The sequence below is a fragment of the Xanthobacteraceae bacterium genome (assembly GCA_019454205.1).
In the GTDB taxonomy this organism is placed as follows: domain Bacteria; phylum Pseudomonadota; class Alphaproteobacteria; order Rhizobiales; family Xanthobacteraceae.
The window spans coordinates 2,511,414-2,524,692 of the sequence record CP075369.1; the positions used below are offsets into that span (position 1 = coordinate 2,511,414).

Here is a 13,279-nt window from a genome sequence, read left to right on the forward strand (position 1 = left end):
AAACTGCCGAGAGTTCACGTTGTGCCTGACAAACGAAGTTAAGTATTGCGAATGATCCTATTCCCCGCAGAAAATTAGAGAAGCGTGATTCGAAGTTTCTCCACGCTAACGAAACATTGAGTGCAAGCGATTAAGACACGCGAAATTCGTGTCTTAAAATTAAGAACACTGTGTAAGTACCGGAAAGCAAACCTGCCGCCGCTAACCGAAGGAAAAGTCCCGGCGCTCATTTTCTCACGGTGACACATGTCCACCGACCCGGAATTGCTGGCTCGTCTCGATGTCGACGAGGAACTGGACAAGACTTCCGGTATTACACCCGGGCATCCTGCGGCGCAGGCCGGAGAACTCGTCTGTTTTATCGTCGAAGACGAACCAGCGATTCAAAATCTGATTGCCGCCGCAATCACGCCGATCGGCGTGAAAGTGGAGATGTTCAGGAATGCAACCTCGGCGCTGGCGGGAATCTATAAGACCCGTCCACATCTCGTTTTTCTCGATGCCTCGCTGGATGGTTCCGATGCCGTCGAGGTGATGCGCGGGCTTGGAGCCGCGCACTTTCGCGGCAAGGTGCAGTTGATCAGCGGCAGCGATACCGAAGTGCTGAACGACCTGCGTCTCGTGGGCGAACGTCACGAACTCGGTATGCTACCTCCCCTGCGAAAGCCGTTTCGTGCGAGCACGATCCGGCAACTGGTGCAGGACAATTTCGCCGAACTGATGCAGGACACGCCGCGCAAGGCGGCTTCATTCAATCCCACCTATCAGAAACTTCAACTCGACGAGGTGCTTCGCAACAACTGGATTCAGCTCTGGTATCAGCCGAAGATCGATCTCCAGAATATGAAACCGGCCGGGGTCGAAGGATTGGCTCGCTGCGTCCACCCGGTATTCGGTTTAGTCATGCCGGGATCTTTCCTGCCCGGCGCCGAAGAGCCAACGATGGCAAAGCTCGCGGAACGCCAGCTCATCCGCGCCCTGAGCGACTGGCCTGCATTCGATGACGCCGGTTTTCCGTTCAAGATCTCCATCAATATGTCCGTAGCCACGCTGGTCAAACTGCCAATCGCGCAGATCGTGCGCGAGCATCGCCCGAAAAGCGACCGCTGGCCCGGCATGATCATCGAGATCACCGAGGATCAGGCGATTCAGGACATCCACCTGATCCACGAGATCGCCACGCAACTCCGGCTCTATAAAATCTCCATCGCCATCGACGATTTCGGCGCGGGCTATTCGCATCTCGCACGCCTGAAGGAACTTCCGTTTTCGGAACTCAAACTCGACCGCAGCCTGGTCTCGAACTGCGGCGAGGATGCCGAAGCGGCCTCCCTCAGCCGCATGGCCATCGAACTCGCGCATAAATTCGGCAAACTGGCCGTGGCCGATGGCGTCGAGAAATCCAGCGAGGCGCAGACCCTGCGCAGTATGGGCTGCGACATTGCGCAAGGGTTCCTGTTCGCCCCGGCGGTTCAGCGCGACAAGCTGATTACCGCGATGAAAAAACGGATCGCTGCCGCATCCTGAGACAGCGCCGCGAGGGCGTTAACTTCCCGGTAACGACCCGACCCTTTTCTGCCACTTTCGCTGCGTAGCGATAAATGCAGTCGGGGGCATTCCGGTGACCCCTCGTTAACCGGACCCGGCAAGACTGCGTTCACCCCGTTTTGCGGCGGCCTCGGCCGGGCGCGAAACTCGCTCACGCCGGATTTTATACTTGCCGCTGACAGCCTTCGCTGCCCGTCGCATCGACTGGAAAGCCCGCCGCAGCCTATGCGCTGCCGGCGCAGGGTTGCTCGCGCTCGTACTCTCGACGAACGCGCTGCAAAGCGTGCAGGCCAACGGCGACACGCGCACGCTCTCGTTCTTCCATACGCATCGCAAGGACGCGATCACCATCACGTTCAAGCGTAACGGGCGCTACGACGAAGCGGCTTTGGCACAGCTCAACAATTATCTGCGCGACTGGCGCAACGACAAAGAAATCAAGATGGACCCGCATCTGTTCGACATCCTCTGGGAAGTCGTGCGGGACACCAAGGCCCAGAAGCCGATCCACATCGTATCGAGCTTCCGTTCGCCGGAAACCAACGCCATGCTGCGTTCGCGTTCGCGCGGCGTTGCGCAATACAGCCTGCATATGCAGGGCCGTGCGATCGACTTCTTCCTGCCGGATGTCGAACTTGCCGATCTGCGCGCCGCCGGTCTGCGGCTGCAGCGCGGTGGCGTCGGTTTCTATCCCGGCTCGAACTTCGTGCATCTCGACACCGGCTCGATCCGTCACTGGCCGCGCATGAGCCACGACCAGCTCGCGCGCGTATTCCCGGATGGCAAGACCGTGCATCTCTCCGCCAGCGGCCCGATGAAGAACTTCCAGCAGGCGGTGGCCGAATTGCAGCGCCGCGGGCAGTTCGGTGAACGTGACGCGATCGTTACCGCCAACGCAGCGCCGACCGCCGGTGACGGCAACCAGTTGAAGAATTTCATCGCGTCGATCTTCGGCGCGAACCGCAAGCAGGAAAACGTGGAAGTGGAAGCGGAGGCGGATGAAGAAACGCCGCCCGCAAACAATCCGCAGCCGCAGCGAAACACCAAGGTCGCGAGCGTGACGCCGCAACTGCCGCCTGCCGCGCAACCGAAACTGCGCTGGAACACCGGCCCGAATGCCGTCAACGAACCCCAGACCACCGGGACGGCTGCGCCGCTTGGCTACGCGCGCGAAAACGACCGCACCTTCCCGCCGAAGATTCGCCCGCAGGGCAAGCTGACCGCAGCACCGTTCGCGCCTGGCGCCGACAAGCCAAACCGCAGCGTCACCCGCAACGAACTGATCCATCTATCCGGAGAGTTCGCCGCTCCGGACGCACGCAAGCTGCACGGCTTTGCGCAACCGGCAATGGCCGCTGTCGACATGACGTTCCAAAGCGGCGCACGCCCCGAACTGGTGACGCACGGCTTCCAGAAGAGCCGTCCTGAACTGAACGTGATCGGCTTCGACGCGCCGCCCGCGCAGGCGGCGCGCTAACGCGCCTTATTATTTGCCGCCGATGCCGAGCGCATCGCGATACAGATCCACGATCGCCTCGAACTCCTGCCGCTCGCTCGCTTCCTGCGCGCGCATCCGCACCACCGCGCGCAACGCCTTGGTGTCGAAGCCATTGGCTTTGGCTTCGCCATAGACTTCACGGATGTCGTCCGCGAGCGCCTTCTTCTCTTCTTCGAGGCGCTCGATGCGCTCCACGATGGAGCGAAGCTGCGACTTCGCGAAGTTGTGGCTTTCCGCCTCTTCGGCGGCTTCTTTCTTCTTTGCGACGGCCATGTTCTCTTGCTTCAGTGACGATTGGATTTATCGAACGCGGCTTTCTGCTCGGCGCTCGCTTCGTTCTGGTACCGCGATTTCCATTCCTCGTAGCTCATGCCGTAGATCGCCTCGCGGCTTTCATCCTTGGTCATGGCCACGCCCTTCGCATCGGCTGCGTCCTTCAACCAGTTCGAAAGGCAGTTACGGCAGAACCCGGACAGGTTCATCAGGTCGATGTTCTGCACATCCGTGCGGTTCCGCAGGTGTTCGACCAGACGGCGGAACACGGCGGCTTCCAGTTCGGTGCGGGTTTTGTCGTCGATGGCGCCCATCGCGGATACTCCGGAACTCTCGCCCCACTCTATAGCGGGCGAAAGAGGCGGAGTCTTAGGCGACCTTCAGCCCTGTGAGTATCCGGGAGAAGCGCTTCGCCCAGTTCGCCACATGCTGCGCATTGTCGAGCAAATCCTGCCGCACCTCGACGATGGCATTGGGCAGACCGCGGTCCAGTCCGTGCCGGGTCATGGAATCGCCCTCCAGCGCGCCCGCGTAAGGCTCGTTTTCGCCGATGACGATGTCCCCTTCGGCGCGCAACGCCGCTAGCAGCGGCGATGCGAGGCGCGGATCGCGCTCCCACAGCACCGAGCAATGCCACGGCCGCGGTCCGTCGTGGAAAACCGGCGTGAAGGTGTGAATCGAAAACAGGACAGGCCGCACCCCCGCCGCCAGCGCGCGGTCGATCGTGGCATCCACTGCCGCGTGATAGGGCGCGGAAAAACGCGCAATACGCCGCGCGACTTCCGCGTCATCGACCTTCGCATTCCCCGGCACGACTGCGCCGTCGGAGAGTTTCATCACCAGCGTCGGGTCGTCGTCGCCGCGGTTGGGATCGATCAGCAGACGCGAGAAATGCGACAACACCGCGGGGGCACCCATCTCCTGCGCAAGCGTGCGCGTGAGATCCGCCGCGCCGATGTCGTAAGCGATGTGGCGCTTCAACTGTACGGGATCGAGACCGAGATTGTCGTATTCAGGCGGGATCGCGTTCGATGCGTGATCGCAAACGAGAATGTAACGCGACGCCGCGGGGCCTTCGATGATCTCGAACGAATCCGCCCGGCCGGAAACGGAATCGCCCACACGCTGGAGCATGACGGAAATAATAATGATGCAATGCAGCGTGCGCCAGCCTGCTGACGCCGCATCGTAAACGGCGGCGTGACTCCTGCACGGGCTTGGCTTACCTAGGCCGTAACAAAAAGAAGCACTCCGTGAACGCCGCTGCCATTCCCGCCCGCCAGACCGCTTTCGCCTTCGCCGCGCTTGTCGTCGGCGCTTTCGCGATGGGCGCTTCGCCGATTTTCGTGCGGCTCGCCGATGTCGGCCCGTATGCGAGCGCATTCTGGCGCTGCTTTCTCGCGCTTCCCTTCCTCGCGCTCTGGGCGCTGAGCGAACCAAAGGAAAGCCGCGCAATGTTCTCGACCGACCGTGCGGTCGTGCTCTCCGGCCTGTTCTTCGCAGGCGATCTGTTTTTCTGGCACCTCGCGATCCTCGCCACCACGGTTGCGAACGCAACCTTCATCGGAACCATGGCCCCGGTCTGGGTGGCGTTCGGTGCCTGGCTGGTATTCCGCGAGCGGATTTCGCAGGGGAACTTTCTCGGCCTCGCGTTGTGCCTGCTCGGCGGCGCGGCGCTGATCGGACAGAGCTACTCTTTCGCGCCGAAGCGGCTGGCCGGCGACGGCTATGCGCTCGCGACCTCTCTTTTCTTCGGCCTCTACATGCTGGCTATCAGCAATGCGCGCATGCGCCTGAAAATCGGCGCAGGCTCCCTCGCCTTCATGTCGGCGGCGATCACCTGCGCCTGCATGTTCGTGGTCGCGATGCTGCTGGAGACGAATTTCTTTCCGCGCTCCATGAACGGCTGGCTCACGTTGCTCTCACTCGCGCTGGTTTCGCAGGTGCTGGGGCAAGGCCTGCTCGCGGTCGCGCTCGGCAAGCTGCCCGCGACCTTCTCCGCGCTTGTGATCTTTCTCGAAGCGGTCGGCGCAGCCGCGCTGGGCTGGCTGGTACTGCACGAAGCGCTCGGCCCGCTGCAATGGCTCGGCGGCGTGCTGATCCTGCTCGGCATCTGGGTCGCGCGGCCGCGCGCCAAAGCACCGGGAGCGGCGTTATGAACAAACGCGACATTCTCCAGAAAATCTATCGGGCGGCTGTGGATGCCGCAGCACCCGCGAACTGTCTGCCGCCGCATCTGCCGCAACCGCCCGCGAATGGGCGCATCCTCATTTTCTCTGCCGGCAAGGCCGCGGGTTCGATGGCGGAAGCGGCGGAAGCCTTCTATCTCGACCGGCATAATTTCCCTCGCGAGATGATGCTCGGCATCGCCGTCGCGCGCCATGGCTATGGCAGGAAACTCCGCAGGATCGACATGGTCGAAGCGGGGCATCCGGTGCCCGACGCCGAAGGCATTGCCGCCGCCGCACGCACGCTCGCGCTCGCAGAAAGCACGACTGCGAACGACCTTGCGCTGATCCTGATGTCCGGCGGTGCTTCCGCGAACTGGATCGCGCCCGCCGAGAGCATCACCCTCCACGACAAGCGCGCACTGACCCGCGCGCTGCTCAGGAGCGGCGCGAACATCACCGAGATGAATTGCGTGCGCAAGCATCTCTCGCGCATCAAGGGCGGGCGGCTCGCGGTTGCCCTCGCGCCCGCGCATGTCGTGACGCTGGCGATCTCGGACGTGCCGGGCGACGATCCGTCCGTGATCGGTTCCGGTCCTACCGTGCCCGACGTGACGACGCTGGCTGATGCGCGGAAGATTCTCGCGGATCGCAACATCGTGCCGCCCGCCTCCGTTGCGAGCGCGCTGGAAAATCCCGCGAACGAGTCGCCGAAGCCCGGCGACAAGGCTTTCGCCAATACGCGCTTCGAGATCGTCGCGAAGCCTTCGCAATCGCTCGCGGCCGCTGCCGAAGCCGCGAAGGCCGCCGGCTACGAGCCGGTCGTGCTCGGCGCGGATGTGGAAGGTGAAGCGCGCGATGTTGCCGCCGAACACGCGCGTCTCGCGTTGCAGCTACAGAAGGAAAATCGCCGCGCCGCGATTCTTTCGGGCGGCGAACTGACCGTCACCATCCGGGGCCAGGGCCGTGGCGGACCCAATCAGGAATATGCGCTGGCGCTAGCCGCCGCGCTCGGCGGCGCAAGGAACATTGCGGCGGTCGCGGGCGATACCGATGGCACCGATGGCGGCGGCGGCCATGCCGACGATCCCGCAGGCGCATTCATCGACGAAACCACGCTATCGCGCGCACGAAACCTCGGCCTCGATCCTGCCCGGATTCTCGCCGACAACAATTCGACCTTCTTTTTTGACCGGCTCGGCGACCTGCTGAATCCGGGCCCGACCTTCACCAACGTAAACGACCTCCGGGCTATCCTCGTTGACAGCAAGGAGTGAGCGGGACAAAAACCGCACATTCCTTCCAGTGGCAGAAACGGAGCGAGGCGATCCGCCCGATGTGTAAGGCGCGTATCCTGAGCACGCTGTTCGCGGCCGCCGCGTTCTTCGCCGCGGTCTCGCCCGCGCTTGCGGATTTTCGCGTCTGCAACCGAACCGACAGCCGCGTCGGCGTCGCGCTCGGCTACAAGGACGGCGACCACTGGGTCACCGAAGGCTGGTGGAATATACCGGCCAACACCTGCGAGACGCTCGTGCGCGGGCAACTGATCGCCCGCTACTACTATCTCTACGCACAGGACTACGATCAGGGTGGCGAGTGGACCGGCCGCGCCTACCTCTGCACGCGCGACAAGGAGTTCACCATTCAAGGGGTTACGGATTGTCTCGCACGCGGGTATAATCGCACCGGTTTTCTCGAAGTCGATACGCTCGACCAGAAGAACTGGACCGTCCAGCTCACCGAACAGAACCAGAGTCCGCGCGGTCCCGGCCTCAATCCAAAAACGCAGTCGCTTCGTAATCAATGAGACGTCAACGCCGTACCAAGATCGTGGCGACGCTGGGACCGGCTTCGTCGGACCCCGCCGTCATCGAGAAGATGTTTCTCGCCGGCGCCGATGTGTTTCGCATCAACATGAGCCATACTCCGCATGAGGCGATGCGCTCCTATATCACCACCATTCGCACCATTGAGGAGCGCAACGGCCATGCCATCGGCATCCTCGCCGACTTGCAGGGACCGAAGCTGCGCCTTGGCGCGTTTCAGGGCGGCTCGGCGCAACTGAAAGCGGGCGACGAATTCGTGCTCGACGCAAATACCGCGCCCGGCGACACGAAGCGCGTGCATCTTCCGCACCCGGAAATCCTCGAAGCATTGCAGCCGGGTCATCGCCTGCTGATCGACGACGGCAAGCTGCGCCTGACGGTTACGTCCGCCGCGAAAGATCGCACGGTGACGCGGGTCGAGGTGGGCGGAAAGATTTCCGACCGTAAGGGCGTCAGCCTGCCCGACACCACGCTTGGCGTATCCGCGCTGACGCCGAAGGACCGCGCCGATCTCGAAGCCTGTCTCGAAGCAGGCGTGGACTGGCTCGCGCTCTCCTTCATCCAGCGCCCCGACGACATCGCGGAGGCAAAGAAGCTGGTGCGCGGCCGCGCGGCAGTGCTCGCGAAAATCGAAAAGCCGCAGGCCATCGCCTGCCTGCCCGAACTGCTCGAATTCACCGACGCTCTTATGGTCGCACGTGGCGATCTCGGCGTGGAGATGCCGCAGGAGCGCGTGCCCGCGCTCCAGCGCAAGATCATTCGCGCCGCGCGCCGCGCCGGCAAGCCGGTCGTGGTCGCGACCCAGATGCTGGAGTCGATGATTACGCTGCCCGTGCCGACGCGCGCGGAAGTCTCCGACGTTGCGAACGCGGTCTACGAAGGCGCGGACGCCGTGATGCTTTCCGCGGAGTCGGCGGCGGGCGCACATCCCATTCTCGCGGTCGAGACCATGAACAAGATCGCGGAGGAAGTGGAGCGCGAGTCCGAATATTTCGAAGGCCTCGCCGCGCAGCGCCTCGCGCCGGAGGCAACCGGCGCCGACGCGATTTCGGCGGCCGCGCGCCAGATCGCGGAAACGCTCGACCTCGCCGCGATCCTCTGCCTCACCTCGTCGGGCGCGACCGCCATGCGTGTCGCACGCGAGCGCCCGAAGCCGCCGATCATCGCATTGTCGCCGAAGCTGGAAACCGTGCGCCGCCTCTCGATCCTGTGGGACGCGCACTGCGTTTACATGGAAGACGAGAAGGACCTCGATCTCACCATCAAGCGTGCGTGCAGCATCGCCTATCGCGAGGGCATCGTGAAACTGGGCCAGCGCGTGATTCTGGTCGCCGGCGTTCCGCTGGGGACGCCGGGCGCGACCAACATGGTGAGGATCGCCTACATCTCCGACGACGGCGGCGCGGATTAAATCTCGCGTCCCTCAACCTTCAGCTTGAGACGCTTCACGAGGTCCGGCACGTTCTCGATATGCGGGTTGATTTCGAGCGCGCGGCGGAAGGCTTCCAGCGCGCGCTTATCCTCGCCGAGATCCTGCAGGATGATGCCGAGGCCTGCGAGCGCCTGATAGTGGCGCGGCTCCTGCGCCAGCACGACGCGCAAATCCGCAAGCGCGCGGTAATAATCCTTCTGCACGAAATAAACCGTCGCGCGCTGCGCCCATGCTTCGGTGTAGCGCGGGTTGATGCCGATGGCCGCGTCGAGCAGTTCGAGCGCCACCGGAAATTCCTTTGCCTCGATGGTCGTGCGCGCGCGCACCATCAGGAGATTGAGCGTATCGCTTTCGGTCACCAGCAACGCGGCGTCGATGCGCGCGGCGATGGCCTTCGCGATATTGGCGTTCGGCGCGGCTTTCAGCGCGGCAAACAGCCCGTCGAGCTGCTGGGCGCGGTCGAGTTTTTTCTTCTGCTGTTTTTTCTGCACCTGCTTCTTGGCAGGCGGTCCGCTGGTCTGCGCAGCCGCGGGCGCCGCGCATAGCGCGACGGCAAAAGCGATCAGGGCAAAGACCCGGACGAACTTCATGCGTTCGAGTCTATGCCCGTTCGGGGCCGCGGCAAGGCGAAAATGGGCGCAGACAAACGCAAACCGGCGCACGGTTTTCGTGCGCCGGGCAAAACGCTTCTCGGAAGCCGGAAATCAGCCCTGACGGGCTTTGAACCGCTTCTGCGTCTTGTTGATGATGTAGACGCGGCCCTTGCGGCGCACGAGGCGATTATCGCGGTGGCGCTTGCGGAGGGACCGCAGCGAGTTACGGACTTTCATAGCCAAATCCTTGGTTCGGCGGGGTTTCTAGGGGCCGTAACCGGCCCTGTCAAACGTCTTTTGCCCCTTTTTGCCCGTTACCGGAGCCAAGCAGGCGTTCCGGCATTCTTTCCTTGACTCCATAGACCATCCGAAATACTTAACCAATTAGTTAAGTAATAAACCAGCTCCTGACCAGCGATGACACCTTCTGTTCCCAGCCTCGACCGCACCTTTGCCGCCCTGTCCGACCCGACCCGCCGCGCGCTGCTGGCGCGCCTCACCGGGCAGGACGCGCTGTCCGTCAGCGAACTCGCAGAACCGTTCTCGATGTCGCTTCCCGCCGTGATGAAGCACCTCGACGTGCTGGGCGACGCCGGGCTGATTTCGCGCACCAAGACGGGGCGCACCGTGACGGTGCAACTCACCGCCGGCCCGATGGAGGAAGCTATGCAGTGGCTCCACCGCTACCAACAGTTCTGGACCCAGCAGCTCGACCGTCTCGCCAAGTTCATCGAGGACGAAACATGCTCGCCAAGCCAAGCGTCACCCTCAAGCGCCACATCAACGGAAAGCCGGAGCAGGTCTTCGCAGCCTGGACCGACCCGCAAAAAATAGTGCGCTGGTTCGGTCCGCAGCAGACTTTGCTCGACACCGTGAAGGCAGAGCTGGATGTGCGCGTTGGCGGCAAGTTCTGGGTGAGCTTCAACACCGACGACGGCGACTTCCACAAGGTCGGCGGAACCTATCGCGAGGTGTTTCCGCCGGAGCGCCTGCAATTCACCTGGGCGTGGCACACGACGCCGGAACGCGAATCGCTCGTCACCGTTTCCATTCGTCCGGATGGCGACGGCTCGATGCTCACCCTCCTCCACGAACAGTTCTTCGATCAGGCTGCCGCCGACGGCCACAAGCGCGGCTGGACCGGCACGCTTGAGAAACTCGCAGCCCAATTCGCATGAGATCGCACATGACCCTTCGCCTGCACTTTCATCCGCTCTCGTCGTACTGCCACAAGGTACTGATCGCACTCTATGAGAACGGCACCGCGTTCGAGCCGGTCGTGCTCAACCTGATGGACAAGGGAGCGGCGGCGGAGTTCCGCAAGATCTCCCCCTTCGGGAAGATGCCTGCGCTGGAGGATACGACGCGCGGGCATGTCGTGAACGAAGCCACCACCGTCATCGAATATCTCGACGCGCATTATCCAGGCGCGATCCGGTTCGTCCCTGCCGATGCCGACGAAGCCTGGCAAACGCGGATGTGGGATCGCTTCTTCGACAACTACCTGCATGACAGCATGCAGCGTGTCGTCGCGGACTCGTTCCGCAGCGACGGCAGCCACGATCCCTACAGCGTCGCGGAATGTAAAAAACGCATCTTCGAGTTCTACGCGCTGCTGGACTGGCACATGAAAGGCCGCGAATGGATCGGCAGGCATTTCTCGCTCGCCGACTGCGCCGCCTCCCCTTCGCTGTTCTACGCGAACACGATCTATCCGCTCGGCAAGGAATATCCCGAAGCGCGCGCCTATCTCGGCCGGCTGATGGGGCGCCCTTCTTATTCGCGCGCGCTTGCGGAAGCCGAGCCGTTCTTCAACTTCTTCCCGCTCGATCCGAAACCGCAGCGCAAGCTGGCCGCGGCATAAGCAAGAAAGTGAAAAGGAGTACGACCATGAAGCTCGCAGCCCCGATCACGCCATGTCTCTGGTTCGATGGCAACGGCAAGGAAGCCGCGGAGTTCTATGTTTCGGTCTTTCCGGATTCGAAGCTCGGCAAGATCGCCTATTACCCCGACACCGGCAAAGAAATCCACGGCATGGATGCCGGCAAGGTGCTCACCGTGGAATTCAGCATCAACGGTCAGACCTTCACCGCGCTGAACGCCGGCCCGGAATTCAAGTTCTCGGAAGCGATCTCGTTCCAGCTCATGTGCGAGACGCAGGATGAGATCGACTATTTCTGGAACAAGCTGCGCGAAGGCGGCGGCGAGGAAGGTCCCTGCGGCTGGCTGAAGGACCGCTTCGGCCTCTCGTGGCAGGTCTTCCCCGCCATGATGACCAGAATTCTTTCGGAAGGAACGCCGGAACAGGCGAAGAGCGTGATGGACGCCTTCATGAAGATGAAGAAGTTCATCGTCGCCGACATTGAAGCTGCCTATCGCAAGGCGGCGTAACAACAAGACAACGCAGGAGATGAAAATGGAATATGTAGATGGCTTCGTGTTGCCGGTACCGAAAAAGAAAGTAAACGAATACAAGAAGATCGCGAAACTCGCGAGCAAGGTCTGGCGCGATCACGGCGCGCTCGACTATCGCGAATGTGTCGCCGATGACGTGACGTGGGGCAAGCGGACTTCCTTTCCGCGCAGCGTAAAGCGCAAGCCGAACGAAACCGTGGTGTTTTCCTGGATCACGTACAAGTCGCGCAAGCACCGTGACGCCGTGATGAAAAACGTGATGAAGGATAAACGCCTCGCCAAGATGATGGACCCGAAGGCGATGCCCTTCGACACGAAGCGCATGATCTTCGGCGGCTTCAAGACCATCGTAACCTGACGCGCAAGGAGCATGAGACGATGACAGCGCAAACCATTTTTCCGCATCTCTGTGTTCACGGCGCCGCCGACGCGGTCGAATTCTATAAAAAGGCGCTCGGCGCGACCGAAGTAATGCGCGTGCCCCACGAAGACGGCAAACGCCTGATGCACGCCGCTCTCGACATCGGCGGCGCGCAGGTTTTCCTTCACGACGATTTCCCCGAATACAAGGAATGCCGCCCCGACAAAATCGGTTCGCCTGCGCGCATGGGTTCGACGTCCACGACCGTCCATATCAACGTAAGCGACTGCGATGCTGCCTTCCGGCGCGCGGTCGAAGCGGGGGCGGAAACGATCATGGCGCCGCACGACGCCTTCTGGGGCGACCGCTACGCGCAGGTGGTCGATCCGTTCGGCCATTCGTGGAGCTTCGCGCACACGCTCGCGAAAAGCTGATACCGTCGCGAGGAAGGAGACACCCGGCCATGATGTTCACGCCCTTCTATATCGTGCTGACCCTCGGCGCGCTGATCATTGCGGCCCTCGCCACGATCCTGCTGATCGCGGCGTTCAAGCCCAATCATTTTCGCGTGGAGCGCTCCATCTGCATCAATGCGCCGGCGGAAAGGATTTTTCCGATCCTCAACGACCTGAAGCAGCAGCGTTACTGGTCGCCGTGGGACCAGAAGGATCCGGGCATGAAGCGCGCCTATAGCGGTCCCGATACCGGCGTCGGGGCGCGCTATGAATGGGACGGCAACAAGCAGATCGGCGCCGGCAGCCAGCAGATCACGGCGTCGAAGCCGAACGAGCGCATCGATATCGACATCGATTTCACCCGCCCGTTCGAGGCGCACAATAAGATCGAGTTTCTGCTGCGGCCGTCGGTAGCGGGCACCGACGTGACGTGGGCGATTCAGGGTCCGATGCCGTTCATGTTCCGCGCAATGAGTGTCCTGTTCTCGATGAACAAGATGATGAATGCGGAATTCGACAAGGGCCTCGCGCAGCTCAAGGCGCTGGTAGAAAAGTAGCCGCGCGTTTTCATTCCTTCCGCGCGCCCGGAAGCTTTTTCGCTCCCTGTCTCCCGCGCTCCGCCAGCCCGGCACTATATCCGCACGCCCCCCGTCCCAGATCAAAAACCCCTTCAGAAAGCCCCTTGCTTTGGTTTATACTCTGTAATACAG

At 62.2% G+C, this 13,279-nt stretch carries 18 protein-coding genes; 13 read left to right on the forward strand and 5 right to left on the reverse strand.

The features are described 5' to 3' along the window. Window positions 1-246: 246 nt before the first annotated feature. Both KF794_12660 and KF794_12665 read left to right on the forward strand, forming a co-directional pair. Window positions 247-1,527, forward strand: coding sequence for an EAL domain-containing response regulator (locus KF794_12660; protein ID QYK44608.1), 1,281 nt, complete (start codon window positions 247-249; stop codon window positions 1,525-1,527). 196 nt (window positions 1,528-1,723) lie between these two features. Next, a complete protein-coding gene (locus KF794_12665; protein ID QYK46701.1) occupies window positions 1,724-3,025 on the forward strand; it encodes a DUF882 domain-containing protein in 1,302 nt (433 codons plus the stop codon). Between the two features lie 9 nt (window positions 3,026-3,034). On the opposite strand, the gene KF794_12670 is transcribed toward KF794_12665, so the two are convergent. Genes KF794_12670 through KF794_12680 form a run of 3 tightly spaced genes read right to left on the reverse strand, consistent with a single transcriptional unit; the run spans window position 3,035 to window position 4,453 of the window. Next, window positions 3,035-3,319, reverse strand: a complete 285-nt coding sequence (locus KF794_12670) for a DUF2312 domain-containing protein (GenBank protein QYK44609.1) — start codon at window positions 3,317-3,319, stop codon at window positions 3,035-3,037. An 11-nt stretch (window positions 3,320-3,330) separates the two neighbouring features. Beyond that, a complete protein-coding gene (locus KF794_12675) occupies window positions 3,331-3,633 on the reverse strand; it encodes a DUF1244 domain-containing protein (GenBank protein QYK44610.1) in 303 nt (100 codons plus the stop codon). Window positions 3,634-3,688: 55 nt separating this feature from the next. Next, window positions 3,689-4,453, reverse strand: coding sequence for an N-formylglutamate amidohydrolase (locus KF794_12680; GenBank protein QYK44611.1), 765 nt, complete (start codon window positions 4,451-4,453; stop codon window positions 3,689-3,691). Between the two features lie 191 nt (window positions 4,454-4,644). Between KF794_12680 and KF794_12685 the strand changes: the two genes are divergently transcribed. The 4 genes from KF794_12685 to pyk are packed head-to-tail and all read left to right on the forward strand — an operon-like array spanning window position 4,645 to window position 8,724. After that, window positions 4,645-5,478 (forward strand): DMT family transporter, encoded by an 834-nt coding sequence (locus KF794_12685; protein QYK46702.1) that lies wholly within the window; start codon window positions 4,645-4,647, stop codon window positions 5,476-5,478. Then, entirely contained in the window at window positions 5,475-6,764 is a 1,290-nt protein-coding gene (locus KF794_12690) for a DUF4147 domain-containing protein (GenBank protein ID QYK44612.1), read from the forward strand. Before KF794_12685 ends, KF794_12690 begins: the two co-directional genes overlap by 4 nt. Window positions 6,765-6,823: 59 nt before the next feature. Beyond that, window positions 6,824-7,294 (forward strand): DUF1036 domain-containing protein, encoded by a 471-nt coding sequence (locus KF794_12695; GenBank protein QYK44613.1) that lies wholly within the window; start codon window positions 6,824-6,826, stop codon window positions 7,292-7,294. Continuing rightward, on the forward strand, window positions 7,291-8,724 hold the full coding sequence (gene pyk / locus KF794_12700; protein QYK44614.1) for a pyruvate kinase: 1,434 nt from the start codon (window positions 7,291-7,293) through the stop codon (window positions 8,722-8,724). The genes KF794_12695 and pyk overlap by 4 nt, the downstream gene beginning before the upstream one ends. Here pyk and KF794_12705 read toward each other — a convergent pair. Both KF794_12705 and ykgO read right to left on the reverse strand, forming a co-directional pair. After that, window positions 8,721-9,335 (reverse strand): tetratricopeptide repeat protein, encoded by a 615-nt coding sequence (locus tag KF794_12705; GenBank protein QYK44615.1) that lies wholly within the window; start codon window positions 9,333-9,335, stop codon window positions 8,721-8,723. The genes pyk and KF794_12705 overlap by 4 nt on opposite strands. Window positions 9,336-9,449: 114 nt before the next feature. Next, window positions 9,450-9,575 carry a type B 50S ribosomal protein L36 gene (gene ykgO / locus KF794_12710; GenBank protein QYK44616.1) on the reverse strand — a complete coding sequence of 42 codons (126 nt, stop codon included), beginning with the start codon at window positions 9,573-9,575 and terminating at the stop codon, window positions 9,450-9,452. A 180-nt stretch (window positions 9,576-9,755) separates the two neighbouring features. Here ykgO and KF794_12715 point away from each other — a divergent pair, with 180 nt between their 5' ends. From KF794_12715 to KF794_12745, 7 genes are read left to right on the forward strand one after another with little or no spacing between them, the layout of a single operon-like run. Further along, window positions 9,756-10,172: a helix-turn-helix transcriptional regulator gene (locus KF794_12715; protein QYK44617.1), complete on the forward strand. Its 417-nt coding sequence runs from the start codon at window positions 9,756-9,758 to the stop codon at window positions 10,170-10,172. Then, window positions 10,082-10,516 (forward strand): SRPBCC domain-containing protein, encoded by a 435-nt coding sequence (locus KF794_12720; GenBank protein QYK44618.1) that lies wholly within the window; start codon window positions 10,082-10,084, stop codon window positions 10,514-10,516. Before KF794_12715 ends, KF794_12720 begins: the two co-directional genes overlap by 91 nt. A gap of 8 nt (window positions 10,517-10,524) precedes the next feature. Next, complete coding sequence (locus KF794_12725; GenBank protein ID QYK44619.1) at window positions 10,525-11,202, forward strand: glutathione S-transferase family protein; 678 nt, start codon at window positions 10,525-10,527, stop codon at window positions 11,200-11,202. A gap of 26 nt (window positions 11,203-11,228) precedes the next feature. Then, on the forward strand, window positions 11,229-11,729 hold the full coding sequence (locus KF794_12730; GenBank protein ID QYK44620.1) for a VOC family protein: 501 nt from the start codon (window positions 11,229-11,231) through the stop codon (window positions 11,727-11,729). 25 nt (window positions 11,730-11,754) lie between these two features. Then, complete coding sequence (locus KF794_12735) at window positions 11,755-12,111, forward strand: DUF1428 domain-containing protein (protein QYK44621.1); 357 nt, start codon at window positions 11,755-11,757, stop codon at window positions 12,109-12,111. Window positions 12,112-12,131: 20 nt separating this feature from the next. Then, the gene (locus KF794_12740; protein QYK44622.1) at window positions 12,132-12,548 is read left to right on the forward strand and encodes a VOC family protein; all 417 of its coding nucleotides are present in this window, start codon (window positions 12,132-12,134) and stop codon (window positions 12,546-12,548) included. A 29-nt stretch (window positions 12,549-12,577) separates the two neighbouring features. Beyond that, on the forward strand, window positions 12,578-13,126 hold the full coding sequence (locus KF794_12745; protein ID QYK44623.1) for an SRPBCC family protein: 549 nt from the start codon (window positions 12,578-12,580) through the stop codon (window positions 13,124-13,126). The last annotated feature ends 153 nt before the right edge of the window (window positions 13,127-13,279 follow it).

Bases quoted from the DNA above. Each gene is read 5' to 3' on its own strand.
- KF794_12725 (QYK44619.1), top strand. From the start codon at position 10,525: ATGACCCTTCGCCTGCACTTTCATCCGCTCTCGTCGTACTGCCACAAG.
- KF794_12680 (QYK44611.1), bottom strand. From the start codon at position 4,453: ATGCTCCAGCGTGTGGGCGATTCCGTTTCCGGCCGGGCGGATTCGTTC.
- KF794_12690 (QYK44612.1), top strand. From the start codon at position 5,475: ATGAACAAACGCGACATTCTCCAGAAAATCTATCGGGCGGCTGTGGAT.
- KF794_12695 (QYK44613.1), top strand. From the start codon at position 6,824: ATGTGTAAGGCGCGTATCCTGAGCACGCTGTTCGCGGCCGCCGCGTTC.
- KF794_12660 (QYK44608.1), top strand. From the start codon at position 247: ATGTCCACCGACCCGGAATTGCTGGCTCGTCTCGATGTCGACGAGGAA.
- KF794_12720 (QYK44618.1), top strand. From the start codon at position 10,082: ATGCTCGCCAAGCCAAGCGTCACCCTCAAGCGCCACATCAACGGAAAG.
- KF794_12730 (QYK44620.1), top strand. From the start codon at position 11,229: ATGAAGCTCGCAGCCCCGATCACGCCATGTCTCTGGTTCGATGGCAAC.
- ykgO (QYK44616.1), bottom strand. From the start codon at position 9,575: ATGAAAGTCCGTAACTCGCTGCGGTCCCTCCGCAAGCGCCACCGCGAT.
- KF794_12740 (QYK44622.1), top strand. From the start codon at position 12,132: ATGACAGCGCAAACCATTTTTCCGCATCTCTGTGTTCACGGCGCCGCC.
- KF794_12735 (QYK44621.1), top strand. From the start codon at position 11,755: ATGGAATATGTAGATGGCTTCGTGTTGCCGGTACCGAAAAAGAAAGTA.
- KF794_12705 (QYK44615.1), bottom strand. From the start codon at position 9,335: ATGAAGTTCGTCCGGGTCTTTGCCCTGATCGCTTTTGCCGTCGCGCTA.
- pyk (QYK44614.1), top strand. From the start codon at position 7,291: ATGAGACGTCAACGCCGTACCAAGATCGTGGCGACGCTGGGACCGGCT.
- KF794_12675 (QYK44610.1), bottom strand. From the start codon at position 3,633: ATGGGCGCCATCGACGACAAAACCCGCACCGAACTGGAAGCCGCCGTG.
- KF794_12745 (QYK44623.1), top strand. From the start codon at position 12,578: ATGATGTTCACGCCCTTCTATATCGTGCTGACCCTCGGCGCGCTGATC.
- KF794_12670 (QYK44609.1), bottom strand. From the start codon at position 3,319: ATGGCCGTCGCAAAGAAGAAAGAAGCCGCCGAAGAGGCGGAAAGCCAC.
- KF794_12685 (QYK46702.1), top strand. From the start codon at position 4,645: ATGGGCGCTTCGCCGATTTTCGTGCGGCTCGCCGATGTCGGCCCGTAT.
- KF794_12715 (QYK44617.1), top strand. From the start codon at position 9,756: ATGACACCTTCTGTTCCCAGCCTCGACCGCACCTTTGCCGCCCTGTCC.